15 protein-coding genes are annotated in these 14095 nt (G+C 66.7%); 7 read left to right on the top strand and 8 right to left on the bottom strand.

Annotated elements, in window-relative coordinates; genetic code table 11:
* Positions 1 to 102: 102 nt before the first annotated feature.
* On the bottom strand, positions 103 to 1206 hold the full coding sequence (locus HV793_RS30375; protein WP_054459047.1) for a TRAP transporter substrate-binding protein: 1104 nt from the start codon (positions 1204 to 1206) through the stop codon (positions 103 to 105).
* Between the two features lie 403 nt (positions 1207 to 1609).
* On the opposite strand from HV793_RS30375, the gene HV793_RS30370 reads away from it, so the two are divergent.
* From HV793_RS30370 to HV793_RS30355, 4 genes are read left to right on the top strand one after another with little or no spacing between them, the layout of a single operon-like run.
* A complete protein-coding gene (locus HV793_RS30370; protein WP_054459045.1) occupies positions 1610 to 1924 on the top strand; it encodes a non-heme iron oxygenase ferredoxin subunit in 315 nt (104 codons plus the stop codon).
* Positions 1925 to 1926: 2 nt separating this feature from the next.
* Positions 1927 to 3225 (top strand): NAD(P)/FAD-dependent oxidoreductase, encoded by a 1299-nt coding sequence (locus HV793_RS30365; RefSeq protein WP_175214433.1) that lies wholly within the window; start codon positions 1927 to 1929, stop codon positions 3223 to 3225.
* 38 nt (positions 3226 to 3263) lie between these two features.
* Positions 3264 to 4553, top strand: coding sequence for an aromatic ring-hydroxylating dioxygenase subunit alpha (locus HV793_RS30360; protein WP_119451812.1), 1290 nt, complete (start codon positions 3264 to 3266; stop codon positions 4551 to 4553).
* Between the two features lie 17 nt (positions 4554 to 4570).
* Positions 4571 to 5089 (top strand): aromatic-ring-hydroxylating dioxygenase subunit beta, encoded by a 519-nt coding sequence (locus tag HV793_RS30355; RefSeq protein WP_054459037.1) that lies wholly within the window; start codon positions 4571 to 4573, stop codon positions 5087 to 5089.
* A gap of 77 nt (positions 5090 to 5166) precedes the next feature.
* Here HV793_RS30355 and HV793_RS30350 read toward each other — a convergent pair whose 3' ends face one another.
* From HV793_RS30350 to HV793_RS30330, 5 genes are all read right to left on the bottom strand, one after another.
* Complete coding sequence (locus HV793_RS30350) at positions 5167 to 5787, bottom strand: N-carbamoylsarcosine amidohydrolase (RefSeq protein WP_119451813.1); 621 nt, start codon at positions 5785 to 5787, stop codon at positions 5167 to 5169.
* A gap of 30 nt (positions 5788 to 5817) precedes the next feature.
* The gene (locus HV793_RS30345) at positions 5818 to 6867 is read right to left on the bottom strand and encodes a 2,5-dihydroxypyridine 5,6-dioxygenase NicX family protein (RefSeq protein WP_054459034.1); all 1050 of its coding nucleotides are present in this window, start codon (positions 6865 to 6867) and stop codon (positions 5818 to 5820) included.
* Between the two features lie 30 nt (positions 6868 to 6897).
* On the bottom strand, positions 6898 to 7722 hold the full coding sequence (locus HV793_RS30340) for an alpha/beta fold hydrolase (protein WP_054459033.1): 825 nt from the start codon (positions 7720 to 7722) through the stop codon (positions 6898 to 6900).
* 20 nt (positions 7723 to 7742) lie between these two features.
* Positions 7743 to 8705, bottom strand: a complete 963-nt coding sequence (locus HV793_RS30335) for an amidohydrolase family protein (RefSeq protein WP_059378445.1) — start codon at positions 8703 to 8705, stop codon at positions 7743 to 7745.
* Between the two features lie 248 nt (positions 8706 to 8953).
* Complete coding sequence (locus HV793_RS30330) at positions 8954 to 9580, bottom strand: nucleotidyltransferase family protein (protein WP_175182204.1); 627 nt, start codon at positions 9578 to 9580, stop codon at positions 8954 to 8956.
* 61 nt (positions 9581 to 9641) lie between these two features.
* Here HV793_RS30330 and HV793_RS30325 point away from each other — a divergent pair, with 61 nt between their 5' ends.
* The gene (locus HV793_RS30325; RefSeq protein ID WP_175163841.1) at positions 9642 to 10631 is read left to right on the top strand and encodes an XdhC family protein; all 990 of its coding nucleotides are present in this window, start codon (positions 9642 to 9644) and stop codon (positions 10629 to 10631) included.
* 21 nt (positions 10632 to 10652) lie between these two features.
* Here HV793_RS30325 and HV793_RS30320 read toward each other — a convergent pair whose 3' ends face one another.
* Complete coding sequence (locus HV793_RS30320; protein WP_370127811.1) at positions 10653 to 11120, bottom strand: MarR family winged helix-turn-helix transcriptional regulator; 468 nt, start codon at positions 11118 to 11120, stop codon at positions 10653 to 10655.
* An 87-nt stretch (positions 11121 to 11207) separates the two neighbouring features.
* Positions 11208 to 12149, bottom strand: a complete 942-nt coding sequence (locus HV793_RS30315; protein WP_175163839.1) for a LysR family transcriptional regulator — start codon at positions 12147 to 12149, stop codon at positions 11208 to 11210.
* Positions 12150 to 12271: 122 nt separating this feature from the next.
* Between HV793_RS30315 and HV793_RS30310 the strand changes: the two genes are divergently transcribed.
* Both HV793_RS30310 and HV793_RS30305 read left to right on the top strand, forming a co-directional pair.
* A complete protein-coding gene (locus HV793_RS30310; RefSeq protein WP_054459020.1) occupies positions 12272 to 13234 on the top strand; it encodes a 3-hydroxyacyl-CoA dehydrogenase family protein in 963 nt (320 codons plus the stop codon).
* Positions 13231 to 14085: a beta-keto acid cleavage family enzyme gene (locus tag HV793_RS30305; RefSeq protein WP_175182201.1), complete on the top strand. Its 855-nt coding sequence runs from the start codon at positions 13231 to 13233 to the stop codon at positions 14083 to 14085. Before HV793_RS30310 ends, HV793_RS30305 begins: the two co-directional genes overlap by 4 nt.
* The last annotated feature ends 10 nt before the right edge of the window (positions 14086 to 14095 follow it).

Below are 14095 nucleotides of genomic sequence, written 5' to 3'. Positions count from 1 at the left end.
GCAAACCGCAGCGATACCCGAAGGTATCGCGAGGATTTGCAACGACGCCCTGACGTTCATGGGGGGATTTCGTGCGGGCGTATCTGCGGGGCAGGACACTGGTTACTTGGCCTGGGCCTTCGCCACGGCGGCGAAGGTGTAGTTGTCCAGCGGGCTTTCAGCCACACGGAACCAAGCCGCCTGCTCGGCCTGGAATTTCTTCCAATCGGGGAAGATGGCGGCGAAGTCCGGGTTCTTGGCCGAGAGTTCGGCCCACAGTTCCTGCGAGGCGTTGTACGCCGCGTCCATCACTTCCTTGGGAAAGAAACTGACCTTGGCGCCGCCGGCGATCAGCTTGCGCAGCGCCAGCGGATTGCGCGCATCGTAGTTGGCCAGCATGCGCATGGTCTGCTCGCCGGCCGCCGCCTCGAACGCTGCCTGGTAGGCCGGCGGCAGGGCTTCCCATGCCTTGTCGTGCACCATGCTGGTGATCGAGGCGCTGCCTTCGAACCAGCCCGGCGAGTAGTAGTACGGCGCCACCTTGTTGAAGCCCAGCTTCTCGTCGTCGTAGGGGCCGATCCATTCGGCCGCGTCGATGGTGCCCTTTTCCAGCGCGGGATAGATGTCGCCCGGCGGGATCTGCTGCGGCACCGCGCCCAGCTTGGACAGCACCATGCCGCCGATGCCGCCGATACGCATGTTCAGGCCCTTCAGGTCGGCGACCGACTTGATTTCCTTGCGGTACCAGCCGCCCATCTGCACGCCCACGTTGCCACAGACGTGATTGACGATGTTGTACTTCTTATAGAGCGCGCGCAGCATCTTCAAGCCGCCGCCGTAGGCGATCCAGGCGTTGTGCTGGCGCGCGCTCAGGCCGAAGGACAGGCCGGTGTCGAAGGTCAGGGCGGTGTTCTTGCCGATGTAGGCCGTGCTCAGCACGTGGTTGCATTCCACCGTGCCATTGCTGACCGCGTCCATGTTCTGCGCCGCGGGCACCAGTTCGCCGCCGGGAAAGGCGCGGATCTCGAACTTGCCGTCGGTCAGCTGCGCCACGCGCTTGCAGAGTTCTTCGGCCGAGCCGTAGATAGTGTCCAGGCTCTTGGGCCAGCTGGTGGACATGCGCCAGCGCACCGACGGCGCGGATTGCGCGACGGCGGGCATGCCCACGGTGGCGAGGCCCGCGCCGGCTGCGCCGGCGGCTTGTGCGAGGAAACGGCGTCGTTGCATTCATTGCTCCCGATCTGGTTCGATTGAGTCCCCTTGGACCCGCCTCAACTCATGCCAACGCCACTCGCGTACATCCGAAAAAAACGTTAGCACACTGAATTGTTGATCAGCATACTGACAGTAATTTTGAGTGTCAACAAGGTAAATCCCCACTGCCGACGCCCGCGAAACGCCTGGGTTTCCACTCATTCCGGCGGTTTTTTTTCACGGGTCCGAGGGCTATTTGCGGGTACTCCTTACATATAGCGGACGGTCGCGATTGCGCACCGCGAACGCCGTGCATAATAGGCCCGCGCCGCCGCCCTTCGACCCGCCGCCTGTCGGGGAAATCCCTAGCTCCTGACTTGTTTTTTTAGGCAGTACACTGACGACAATTACTCAGCATACTGACGAGCGAGTTGATATGAACTGGATCCGCATTGCCTCTACCGACCAACTGACCGAAGACGACGAGGTGATCCCCGTCGCCGCCGGCGAAAAGCAGCTTGCGCTGTATCGCATCGAAGGCGAGTTCCACGCCTCCGACAATGTCTGTACCCACGCCTACGCGCTGCTGTCCGACGGCTATCTGGAAGACGGCTGCATCGAATGCCCGCTCCACCAGGCCAAATTCGACATCCGCACCGGCCAGGCCATGTGCGCACCCGCCACCACTGGCATCCGCATCTATCCGGTCAAGGTCGAAGGCCAGGACATCTATGCCAACCTGCAAGGCTGACCATGGCTGACGCAGATCCGATCCTCATCATCGGCGCCGGCCAGACCGGCGCGGTGGCGGCGGCCACGCTGCGCGGCCTGGGCCATGCCGGCCCCATCACGCTGATCGGCCAGGAAGCGCACGCGCCCTATGAGCGCCCGCCCCTGTCCAAGGACGTGCTGCAAAGCCCCGGCGCGCATGGCCAGACCGCTGTGCACCCCCAAGACTTCTATGCGCAGCAAGGCGTCACCCTGCTGACCGGCATGCAGGCCTTGCGGATAGACGCTGCCAACCGTCTGGTCGAACTGGCCGACGGCCGCAGCCTCCCCTATAGCCGCTGCCTGCTCGCCACCGGCGGGCGGGCGCGTGAACTGCCCAGCCTGCCGCGCGGCACGCCGGGCGTGCATTACATCAGGACGCTGGACGATGCCGCGGCGCTGCGCGCCGCCCTCGCGCCGCAGTCGCGCGTGGCCGTCATCGGCGGCGGCTTCCTGGGCCTGGAGGTGGCGTCCACTGCGCGCGTCCTGGGCGCCGCAGTCACCGTGCTGGAAAGCGCGCCCCGCTTGCTGGAACGCGTGCTGCCCGCGGCCCTGTCGGATTGGCTGGCCGAACGCGCCCGCCACGCCGGCGTGGACCTGCGCCTGGACGCGCGCATCGCGCGCACCGACTGGCAGCCCCATGCTGATGCCGCTGTGCGGCATCAGGCGCGCTTCAATATAGAACTGCAAGACGCTTCCTCTATCGAGGCCGACGTCGTGGTGGTGGCCATCGGCCTGGTGCCCGACGTATCGCTGGCCGCACAAGCCGGTCTGGCGCTGGATCCCGCCAATGGCGGCATCGCGGTGGACGCCGCCTGCCGCAGCAGCGACCCAAATATATATGCGGCCGGCGATTGCGCCAGCCAGCACCGGCGTCACCTGAACATGGCGCTGCGGCTGGAATCCTGGCAGAACGCCAACGAACAGGCGCGCGCGGCCGCGGCCGGCATGCTGGACCAGCCCGCGCCGGCCGAGCCCTATCCGTGGTTCTGGACGGACCAGTATGGCTGCAACGTACAGATGTTGGGCCTGCCCCAGCCGGACCTGGTCTATGCCTGCCGCGGCGTGCCCCAGGCGCAGGCCGAGGCGCCCAAGTTCATCTGGCTTGGCCACCGCGACGGCGTGCCGGTGCATGCCATCGCCATCAACGCCGGCGGCGACCTGCGCCAGCTGCGCGTGCTGTTCGAACAAGGCATCGCCATCGATCCCGAGCGCTATGCCGACGAGACCGTGGCGCTCAAGCCGCTGGTGAAAGCCTGCCAGCAGAACGCCGCCGCGTCCTGACCCCACCATTACCGCCCCCGCATCGACAGGAGCTTTTCATGTATCAATCGCAAACCGTCATCGGCCTTACGATGGCGTCCAAGGACACCGCCCTGGCCGACTGTGTCTGGCCGGAAGACGCGCTGCACTACATCCCCGACTGGGTCTACACCAGCCGCGCCGTCTACGACCAGGAAGTGGAAAAGATCTTCCACGGCAAGACCTGGAACTACGTGGCCCTGGAAGCCGAGCTGCCGAACCCGGGCGACTACAAGCGGTCCTACGTGGGGCCGACCCCGGTGGTGGTGTCGCGCGCCGAAGACGGCTCGGTCAATGTGTTCGAGAACCGCTGCGCCCACCGCGGCGCGGAGTTCTGCCGCCACAGCCAGGGCAACGCCAAGGAATTCGTCTGCCCCTACCACCAGTGGTCCTACGACCTGAAGGGCAATCTGCAGGGCATCCCCTTCAAGCGCGGCGTGAACCGCGAGGGCGGCATGCCCAAGGACTTCAAGAACGAAGACCACGGCCTGCGCAAGCTGCGCGTCACCACGCGCAACGGCGTCATCTTCGCGTCCTACAGCGATGAGGTCGAACCCATCGAGGAATACCTGACACCCGAAATCCTGGCCGATTTCGACACCGTCTTCCCGGGCAAGAAGCTCAAGATCCACGGCTACTACCGCAACGAGCTGCCGTGCAACTGGAAGATGTATCACGAGAACCTGAAGGATCCGTACCACGCAACCCTGCTGCATTCGTTCCTGGTGGTGTTCGGGCTGCTGGTGGCGGGCAACAAGTCCGCCATGCTGGTCGATCCGGTGCATGGCCGCCATGGCACCATGGCTTCAGCCAAGAGCGAGGACAAGTACGCCAACGTCAGCGAAGAGAACAAGAAGGAAATGCGCTCCTTCCACGACGGCCTGCACCTGCAGGACGACCGCTTCCTGGAGTTCGTCAAGGAATTCGACTCGCCCTGGTCGGTCACCATGCAGACCGTCTGGCCCAACCTGATCGTGCAACGTGAAATGAACACGCTGGGCGTGCGCCAGATCGTGCCCAACGGGCCCGACAGCATGATCATGCAATGGACCATGTTCGGCTACGAGGACGACACGCCCGAGATGGAGCGCCACCGCCTGCGCCAGGGCAACCTGATGGGGCCGGCGGGCTTCCTCGGCCTGGAAGACAACGAAGCCATGAAGTTCGTGCAGGAAGGCGTGCGCCGCGCCAGCACCGACGTCAACGTGCTGAAGCTGGAGTCCGGCAAGCAAGGCACCTCCAACACGCTGATCTCGGAAGCTGCGATCCGCTCCATGTACAGCTATTACCGCAGCGTGATGGGCTTCTGAGGCAGGAACCAGGAAACATGAGAACCCGATTCGAATACTCCCCCCGCAAGATCGATCCCGCGCGCGCCATCGCGCTGCGACTGGAGATCGAGGAATTCCACGCCGACTACTGCGCCGCCCTGGACGCGGGCCAGGTCGAGGCCTGGCCAGACTTCTTCACCGAGGACGGCCTGTACCGCGTCACCGCGCGCGAGAACGCCGAACTGGGCCTGCCCGTCGGCCTGGTGTACTCCGAAGGCCGCGCCATGATGCATGACCGCGCCGTGGCCATTTCTCGCACCCAGATGTTCGCCCCGCGCTACATGCTGCATCTGGTCAGCAACACCCGCGTCATCAGCGAATCCGCGGATGGCGAGATCGAGTCCCAGGCGGCATTCATGCTGATGCAGACGCTGGTGGAAGGTCCCACCACCCTGCACCTGGCCGGCACCTACTACGACCGCTACACGCGGCAGGACGGCGTGCTCAAGCTGAAGGAACGGCAGGTGGTGTATGACACCACCATCCTGGCCAACGACCTGGTCTATCCCGTCTAGAACGCGGAAGAGCAATGCAAAAAAAGGGTTGCGCCACGGGGCGCAACCCTTTTTTTGTGCCGGTCTGCGGCGCCAGCTCAGGCCTGCGTAGCGCGCATGGCTTCGTCCCGCGTCAACACGGTGGCGTACTTCTGCTGCATGTCGAAGAGGTTGGCATCATGCGGGCCGATGGCGCGGTCGCCCACGCAATCCGACACCACCAGCGGCCGGAAGCCGTACTGCATGGCGTCCACCACGCTGGCCCGCACGCAGCCGCTGGTGACCGCGCCCGCCACCAGCAGCGTCTGCACGCCGCGTTGCGACAGCCAGGCCGCCAGGCTGGTGCCGAAGAACGCCGAAGGCACCGTCTTGCGCACCACCAGTTCGCCGGCCGCGGGCGCAAGCTGCGGCACGATGGCGCTGTTATGGTCCGCTTCCTTCAGGGTCAGCATGCCCGGCACCTTCAAGGTGAAGATGTTGTGGTCCGCGTCGTCGTCGGCGAACACGATGCGGCTGTGCGCCACCGGCCAGCCCTGCTTGCGCGCATGCGCCAGCAGGCCTACGGTCTGCTCGATGGCCTGGGGGATGTTGCCGCCGCCGAACACAGCCGGATCGGCAAAGCCGTTGACCAGGTCCACGATCAGCAGGCCATAGGGCGCCTTGGGCGCCATCGCCGTGCCGAAACCCTGGCGCGCGTAGGCCGAGATATCGTCATTCATGTAGGGAACTCCTAGTACGGTGATTGCGTGCTAAGCCTGGAGGCCGGCACCGTCCAGCACCTTGCCCTGGCGCACCACGTCCTCCCCGTCCAACCGCACCGTGCAGGCGCGCAGGGGGATGTCGATGTGGCAGGTGGTGGTCCGGTTGCCGCCGGCCTCGTTGTTGGGACCCAGCGAGAACAGGAAATTGCCCTCGTAGGCGCGCGCGTCCATGCCTATGGTGGCCTCGCGGTCGTACAGCCCCAGCGTGGTCCAGTGCGCGCGCGGTTGCAGGCCCCAGCCTATGTGCGAAATCGCGTAGGCTTCCGGGTCCTTGAACGAGGCCACGTACTCGCGCAGCAGTTCCGCGTCCACGCCGCCGTCGATGCGCGTGGCGTAGCCGTTCTCGACCGTCAGCTCGATGGCCGAGCGCACGTAGAGCTTCTGCGGCAGCAGGATGTCGCCGACGTCGATCACGATCTTGCCGTTGGCGCCGCCTTCGTTCGGCCAGGTCAGCACGAAGCCGCTGGGCCAATGGTCCCAGCGCCCGGGTTCGTCGACGAAGCCGTATTCGCTGATGGCCGGGAACTCGCCCAGCGGGCAGCGCAGGTCCGTACCCGCCTCGGATACCACGCTCATCTCGCGCGCCGCGCCGATGCGCGCGGCGGCCGCCTTGACCCGCGCACGGTCGGCCTCGGTCGGCACCAGCCGCGCCAGCACTTCCGGCGGCTCCACCGCCAGCAGGATCTTGGTGCCAGTCGCCAGGATCTCGTGCTGTTCCGGAGAGAACAGCAGCGTCATCAGGTCCAGTACCAGGTCGCTTTCCTTCAAGGCCGCAATGGCGGCCTTGTTGCCGGTCAGCGGCGTGGTGCCCAGGTAGGCCAGCGAGTCCCGGCTCAGCGCCCGCTCGCCATTGACGGGCGGCAGGTCCAGGCGGTTCACGATGGCGCCCATGGCCTGCGTCGCGATCAGCGCCGTCGCCAGGGTTTGCGGATGGGTGGCCGCGCTGGTCAGCACCGTGACGGTCTGCCCCGCTTGCAGCTTGGACAGGGTCAGCACCTGCTGCCAGGCCTTCACCATTTCATAGTCGCTTATAGGCATGATGCCCTCCTTGCTTGACGGTCGCGCGCTTCAGCCGCGCGCCAGCGGCGCGCCCAGGAAATCGCCAAAGGCGGCATAGAAGCCTTCCTCGTTGTCCCACGGAATCATGTGGCCGGCGGCGGGCACGCGGTGGTGTTGCGTGCCGGGCGCCAGCCGTTGGATCTCGGCCACGTCGGCGTCCAGCACCACGTCGCCCCGCTCCGCCGTGATCAGCAGCACCGGCACGTCCAGGCGCGGCAGGTCGGCATGGATGTCGTCGCTCTGGAAGGCCTCGAAGCTCTGGATGATGGCGCGCTCGTCGCAGGTGTGCAGCCATTCGGCGCGCAGCTGGCGCTGCTCCTCGGTCCAGGTCGGGCAGAACGCGCGCATGGCCTCGGCGTCCATGCCGTGGCGCGCCTGCGCCATGGAATCGACGTACCAGGGCAGTTTGGCGGGATACGGCCGGCGGCCGGGACCAGACACCGGCGGGTCCACCAGGACCAGGCGGCTCAGTCCTGCCGGCTTGCCGCGCCCGGCGCGCACGCCGATGCGTCCGCCCATCGAATGGCCGACTACGCTGTAGCGCGCCAGGCCCAGCGCCTCTGCGAAGGCCAGCACGTCGGCGGCTTGCGCGTCCAGGCTGTAGTCCAGCGTCGCGCCGGCTGCGGACAGGCCGCGACCGCGCACGTCCAGCACATAGGTGTCGAAGGCGGCCCCGAAGCGCTCGCCGACGAAGCCCCAGGTGACCGCCGGGCTGGTGATACCCGGCACGATGATGACCGGATCGCGCCCCGCCCCACGTTCGCCGCCGTAGCGCAGGTAATGCTGGCGGATGCCGTTGGCATGGACGTTGCCGCCGTACAGGAAGTTGCTCATGTCGGTCTCCCGGGCTGGACTCAGAGTTTGAACAGGCGTCGCGCGTTGCCGTTGCAGATCAGTTCGCGGGTCGCGTCGTCCATCGGCGTCTGCTCGATGAATTCCACGGCGAGCGCGGTCGATTCGTAGGGATAGTCGACCGAGAACATCACCGCCTCGCGGCCCATTTCGGCGATGGCGGCCATCAGCGTGGGAGGCGAACAGACCCCGGACGTGGTGATGAGGATGTTGCTGCCCAGGTATTCGGAAGGCGCGCGCGCCAGCTTGATGCCGTGCGAATAGACCGCGAAGCGGCTGTCGAAGCGCCAGCGCAGGAACGGCAGGCCTTCGCCCATGTGGCCCAGGATCAGCTTGACGGCGGGGAACCGGTCGAACACGCCGCCGAACAGCAAACGCAGCGCATGGGTGGCGGTTTCGACGCCCCAGCCCCAGCATGCCCCCACCAGCTCGGGGTGGCCCGAGTAGGCCTGCGGAATGACGTAGGGATCGGACGGGTGCAGGTAGACGGGCACGTCCAGCTCCTGCACCTTTTCCCAGAACGGGTCATAGGCGCGGCCGTCGTAGTACACGCCATTGGTGTGGCCGTTGATCAGCGCGCCCTTGAAGCCCAGCTGTTTGACGCAGCGCTCCAGTTCTGCGGCGGCGACCAGAGGATCGTGCATGGGCACGGTGGCGAAGGCGCCGTAGCGCGTCGGGTGGCGGGCCACCTGCTCGACCAGGAAATCGTTGTTCTCCTTGGCGCGGCGCAGCGCGACGGCGGCGTCGGCTTCGGCCTGCACGCCCGGCCCGGTCTGCGACAGGATGACATAGTCGATGCCGCCGCGGTCCATTTCGCCCAGCCGGACTTCGTCGAAATCCACCAGGCGCGCGGCCAGGTCGGCCAGCACGGCGGGATCGATGTGCTGCGCGAAGCTCTTCGAATAGTCCTTGAATCCGACCGCGGTGTAGTGCTCCTCAAACGCGATCTTGCGTACTTTGCTCATTCCCCTACTCCCAGTTTGATGGCGCGGACCCTGTCCTGCCACGGCGCGTCAGCATTGTTTATCAGTACACTGACTATTACATCGGAACAACCGGAATCGCGCGCAGCCGCTTTCCCATTGGGAAAAGCCCTGCGAGGGCTTCCGAATTTACGTCAGTATACTGACTTTATAGTCAGCGTACTGACAAATTAGGGAAATCCCGAAGCGCAAAAAAAGGCCGCCGCGGCGGCCTTGCCCGCAGGCGGCGTTCAGCCGTCTTCGTCCAGGTCGGCAGGCGTGTCGACATCGCGCAACACCCCGGGATCATCGACGGGGACCAATTGCAGGCCTGGCCCTTTGAGCAGCCGCCGCGCGCCTTCGTCCCCGCTCAGCGCGGCGAGTTGCGCCAGCAGGTCTCCGCGGAATCCCACCGGGTGGCCGCGCTGCCCCTGGTACGAGGGCGCGGCCATGGGCGCATCGCGCAGCGCCTCCAGCACGCTCGCCAGGCTGGCGCGCTGGATCCAGGGCATGTCGGCCAGCGCGACCAGCACCGTGGCAGGCGTGCCGGGCAGGCCCTGCAAATACTGCGCCGCCGCGGCCAGACTGGCGCCCATGCCCTCCTCTGCCCGGTCGGTCTCCAACACCACGCAGTCTTCGGCCCGCAGCAATCCGGCCAACGCGGCGCTGCCGGGCCGCACCACGGCGACGACCATCTCCACCGCCGCGCGCAGCGTGCGCGCGCTGGCCGCCGCCACGCGCGCGCCCTGCGGCAGCGGCGCCAGCAGCTTGTCGGCGCCGGGCCGCTGCGCGGCGTAGCGCGAGCCCCGCCCCGCAGCCAACAGGATGCCGACGCGCGCGGGGATCGGGTAGGGATAGACACTAGAGACAGTCGCCATGATGATCAGTATAGTGAATATAAGCCGTGGCAGCGCCGCGGCCTTTCACTGTGAGAAGCCGATGAACGCTCTGGATCTGGACGTATTGCAACATGCGCGGGACTGGGTAGCCGCGGGCAGCCGCGTGCACCTGGTGACCGTGGTGCAGACCTGGGGATCGGCCCCGCGCCAGGCCGGGGCCATGCTGGCGCTGCGCGAGGACGGCCGCATGGTCGGGTCGGTTTCCGGCGGCTGTATCGAAGACGACCTGATGCTGCGCGCCCGCGAAGGCACGCTCGAGGACGCCCCGGCGCGCCTGACCTACGGCGTCACCCGCGACGAGGCCGCGCGCTTCGGCCTGCCTTGCGGCGGCACGTTGCGCCTGATCAGCGAACCGCTGCGCGACACGCAATGGCTGGACCTGGTGCTGCAATCCATACGCGGCCATGGCCTGATCCAACGCACGGTGGACCTGCAGGACGGCAGCAGCTCGGTGTCTCCCGCCGGTCCGGCCGACGGCCCGGACTTCGACGGCCGCATCTTCCGCAGCGTGTACGGCCCGCGCTGGCGGCTGCTCATCATCGGCGCCAACCAGACCGCCCAGGTGCTGGCCAACATCGCCGCCACGCTGGATTTCCACGTCACGGTCTGCGACCCCCGCGAGGAGTTCTACGGCGACTGGAACCAGTCCCAGGCTACCTTGCTCACCAGCATGCCCGACGACGCCGTGCTGGAAATCGGCACCGACGAGCGGACCGCCATCGTGGCGGTCACCCACGATCCCAAGCTCGACGACATGGCTTTGCTGGAAGCATTGAAATCGCGGGCCTTCTATGTGGGCGCGCTGGGTTCGCGCGCCAACCAGCAGAAGCGCCGCGAGCGGCTGCGGCTGTTCGACCTGGACGACAGCCAGATCGCCCGCCTGCACGGCCCGGTGGGCCTGCGCATCGCCAGCAAGACGCCGGCCGAGATCGCCGTGGCGATCGCGGCCGAACTGATCTGGGTGCGCAACACGCTGGGCGACGGCGAAGCCGCCCGCAGCGCGCCGCAGACCAGCGCGCTGCAAGGCTGAGCCAGGCAGCCGGCCTCGGCCCTACATGGGTTTGAGCGTGGTGCGGCTGTACTGGTTATTGGCTTCCACCAGGGTGGAAAGCAGCTTCATGAAGATTTCCTGATTGCGCGTGGACAGCGGCTCCAGCAGGCGCTGCTGGGCGCGCGCCATGCCTTCCTGCAGGATGCCCATGATGCGCAGGCCTTCCTGGGTGATGACGGCCTGGCGCGAGCGCTTGTCGTTGGGATTGATGCGCCGTTCCACCAGGCCGCGCTCCTGCAGGCGCTTGACCACGTCTGCGGTGGTGGTGCGATCCAGCCCCAGCTCCATGCCGATGGCGGTCTGGTCCAGCCAGGGACTGAGCGACAGCGCGGTCAGCACGCCATACTGCACCGGCGTCACGTTCTGCGTCTTGCACTCCTCGTAGAACATGGCGTAGTGGATCTGGTTCAGGCGCCGCACCAGATATCCCGGACGCGACCAAAGCACCTGCTTGGCCGGATCGAAGATCTTGGTGTCTGTCTTATGAGTTGCGACGCGCTTCTGGGACGTCGTCTTTTTCTGTACATCCGGCACGTTGAGGCAGCTCCAGTTTAGTTAGTGTACTGAGGATAATACCACCGGCCCGGCTTGGCGCGCCTGCTGCGCCAGATACTCCTTCAAGGTCTGCACCAACGCCGCCGCGGCGGGCGACAGGCTGCGGTTGCGGGCCGTGACCAGCCCGATCGAACGCTCGGCCACCGGTCCGATCAGCGGACGCTGGACGATGCCATTTTGCGCTACCGCCGCGGCGGCGATTTCGGGCAGCGCGGCAACGCCGAATCCGCATTCGACCATGGCGACGATGGTGGTCAGATGCTCGGCCTCGAAGGCCGGCGTAAAGCGTATCCGGTTCTGCAGGAAAGCCCATTCCGTGTACTGCCGCACGCTGCTGGGCTGCACCATGGACACGTGCGCCGCATCCGCCGTATCGGCCCAACGCAGCGGACCGCGGGCGCGCGCCAGTGGATGGGCTTCGGGGATCAACAGCAGGAAACTGTCGGACATCAGCGGCACGTAGTGCAGATCCGCATGCTGCGGGTCCGCCGCGGTCAGGGCGAAGTCGACTTCGCCCGCGCGCACCAGATCGAAAGCCGGCCCGGACAAGGTATCGCGTACTTTCAGGGCGACCAGCGGATGGGCCTGGCGATAGGTCATGAGCACCCGCGGCAGCAGGCGGGCCGCGATCGAGGGCAAGGCAGCCACCGACACCTGCCCCTGTTCCGCGTTGACGATGCCGCTGACCGCGGCAATGGCGTCGCGGAAGGCCACTTGCAGCGCAGCAGCCTGCTGCATGAAGACCTCGCCGGCGGCGGTGAGGCGGACGGTGCGCGTGGTGCGGTCGAACAGGCGCACGCCCAGCGCCTCTTCGATGCGCTGGATCTGCGTGGACAGAGCCGATTGCGACAGGTGCAACTGCGCGGCGGCCTGGCGGAAGTTGAGCGTGCGGCCCAGCACCAGCGTGGTATCGATATCGCGCATCGAAAGATTGATCTGCATGCCTGGCGCGGTCCCTCTATTGATCTAAATATAAGATCATTCTATCCAAAAAATCTGATTCATCAATCAAAACAGGTTCTCTACACTCGCCCGCAGCGTAGTTTCAGATAAAGGAGCAAACCATGCAGACGGACGCGATCGCGCTGCCCAATCCGGGCGCGGCGCATGCGGTGGTGGTGGGCGGCGGCACCATGGGCGCCGACGTGGCCGTGGTATTGACCCGCGCGGCCTGCCGGACCACGGTGATCGAATCGAATGCCGAGCGCGCGGCGGGCGTACCCGCCCGTGTCGCGGAAAACCTCAAGACCATAGGCCGGGAAGCGAACGCCGCCCTGCTGTCCACCGCCGCCAGCCTGGACGAGGTGGACTGGTCCGGCGTGGACCTGGTCATCGAGTGCATACCCGAACGCCTGAACATCAAGCAGGCGCTGTTTGCGGACCTGGCGCAACGCGCCCGGCCCGATGCCATCCTGGCCAGCAACAGCTCCAGCTTCCCGATCAGCGCCATCAGCCAGGGCCTGGCTACCCGCGGCCGCATGCTGGGCCTGCACTTCTTCATGCCCGCGCATCTGGTGCCGCTGGTGGAAGTGGTGCTGGGCGAAGCCAGCGACAACGCCTGCGCCGACACGCTGATCGAATTCATGCGGCGCTGCGGCAGCGTGCCGGTGAAGGTGCGCCAGGACCTGCCTGGCTTTCTGGCCAACCGCCTGCAGCACGCGCTGTCGCGCGAAGCCTTCGACCTGATCGACCGCGGCATCGCCTCGCCGGAAGACGTGGACGCGGCAGTGCGTTTCGGCTTCGGCTTCCGCTTCCTGGCGGCCGGCCCGGTGATGCAGCGCGACCATGCCGGCATCGATGTGCATGCCGCCGCCGGCGCCACCATGTACCCCACCTTCTGCAACGCCAGCGAGCCGGCGCGCTGCCTGACCGAACGCGCCCAGGACGGACGCCACGGCATGAAGACGGGCGAAGGTTTCTACACCTGGACGCCCGAAACCATTGCTGCCGAGCGCGCGCGCTACGACCGCCTGTTACGCGCCGGCCTGGACCTGATTGCACCCGAACTGCCGGAGATCAAGCCGTGAGCAACACCCCCCTGCCCCGCGCCGCGCTGGCCGACTCGCCCGTCATCATTACCGTGGCGCCCAATGGCGCCTACAAAAAGGCCGCCGACCATCCGGCCGTGCCGCTTACCGCCGAGGCTCTGGCGCACGAAGCGCGCGCCTGCCTGGACGCCGGCGCCGCCATGATGCACATGCACGTGCGCAAGCCTGACGGCAGCCACCTGCTGGACGCCCAGGCCTACCGTGACGCCCTGGCCGCGGTGCGCGGCGCCGTGGGCGACGAACTGCTGGTGCAGGTGACCAGCGAAGCCGCCGGCGTCTACAAGGCGGCGGAACAGATCGCCCTGGTGCGCGAGCTGCAACCCGAGGCCGTGTCCATCGGGCTGCGCGAGATCGCCGTGCCGGAGATCCCGGAAAGCGAGCTGGCGGCTTTCCTCGCCTGGATCGCCGAGCGCCGCATCATGACCCAGATCATCCTGTACGACGAAGGCGACGTGCGCCGCTGGCTGTCCCTGCGCGCGCGCGGCCTGGTGCCGCCAGGAGCGTGGTCGGTGCTGTTCGTGCTGGGCCGCTACAGCGCGGGCCAGACCTCTTCGGCCTATGACCTGCTGCCCTTCCTGGCCGCGTACGACCAGTCCCTGCCGTGGGCGGTATGCGCCTTCGGCCCCGAGGAAAACGCCTGCGTCACCACGGCCGCAGCGTTCGGCGGCCACATGCGCGTGGGTTTCGAGAACAACCTGAAGCTGCGAGATGGCAGCACCGCGCCGGGCAACTCGGCGCTGGTATTGCAGGCCGCGCAAGGCGCGCAGGCGTTGGGCCGCCCGCTGGCCACGGCCGCCGACGCGCGCCGCATCTACGGGGCGATCGGCTGACTCCGCCTGG

This window comes from Achromobacter aegrifaciens (assembly GCF_902859965.1).
GTDB classification, from domain to species: Bacteria; Pseudomonadota; Gammaproteobacteria; order Burkholderiales; family Burkholderiaceae_B; genus Achromobacter; species Achromobacter aegrifaciens.
This window is presented reverse-complemented; position numbering and strand designations above follow the sequence as displayed.

What these genes read in the sequence shown, in the direction of transcription:
- HV793_RS30375 (WP_054459047.1), bottom strand. Translation starts at nt 1,206, where the DNA reads ATGCAACGACGCCGTTTCCTCGCACAAGCCGCCGGCGCAGCCGGCGCG.
- HV793_RS30370 (WP_054459045.1), top strand. Translation starts at nt 1,610, where the DNA reads ATGAACTGGATCCGCATTGCCTCTACCGACCAACTGACCGAAGACGAC.
- HV793_RS30365 (WP_175214433.1), top strand. Translation starts at nt 1,927, where the DNA reads ATGGCTGACGCAGATCCGATCCTCATCATCGGCGCCGGCCAGACCGGC.
- HV793_RS30360 (WP_119451812.1), top strand. Translation starts at nt 3,264, where the DNA reads ATGTATCAATCGCAAACCGTCATCGGCCTTACGATGGCGTCCAAGGAC.
- HV793_RS30355 (WP_054459037.1), top strand. Translation starts at nt 4,571, where the DNA reads ATGAGAACCCGATTCGAATACTCCCCCCGCAAGATCGATCCCGCGCGC.
- HV793_RS30350 (WP_119451813.1), bottom strand. Translation starts at nt 5,787, where the DNA reads ATGAATGACGATATCTCGGCCTACGCGCGCCAGGGTTTCGGCACGGCG.
- HV793_RS30345 (WP_054459034.1), bottom strand. Translation starts at nt 6,867, where the DNA reads ATGCCTATAAGCGACTATGAAATGGTGAAGGCCTGGCAGCAGGTGCTG.
- HV793_RS30340 (WP_054459033.1), bottom strand. Translation starts at nt 7,722, where the DNA reads ATGAGCAACTTCCTGTACGGCGGCAACGTCCATGCCAACGGCATCCGC.
- HV793_RS30335 (WP_059378445.1), bottom strand. Translation starts at nt 8,705, where the DNA reads ATGAGCAAAGTACGCAAGATCGCGTTTGAGGAGCACTACACCGCGGTC.
- HV793_RS30330 (WP_175182204.1), bottom strand. Translation starts at nt 9,580, where the DNA reads ATGGCGACTGTCTCTAGTGTCTATCCCTACCCGATCCCCGCGCGCGTC.
- HV793_RS30325 (WP_175163841.1), top strand. Translation starts at nt 9,642, where the DNA reads ATGAACGCTCTGGATCTGGACGTATTGCAACATGCGCGGGACTGGGTA.
- HV793_RS30315 (WP_175163839.1), bottom strand. Translation starts at nt 12,149, where the DNA reads ATGCAGATCAATCTTTCGATGCGCGATATCGATACCACGCTGGTGCTG.
- HV793_RS30310 (WP_054459020.1), top strand. Translation starts at nt 12,272, where the DNA reads ATGCAGACGGACGCGATCGCGCTGCCCAATCCGGGCGCGGCGCATGCG.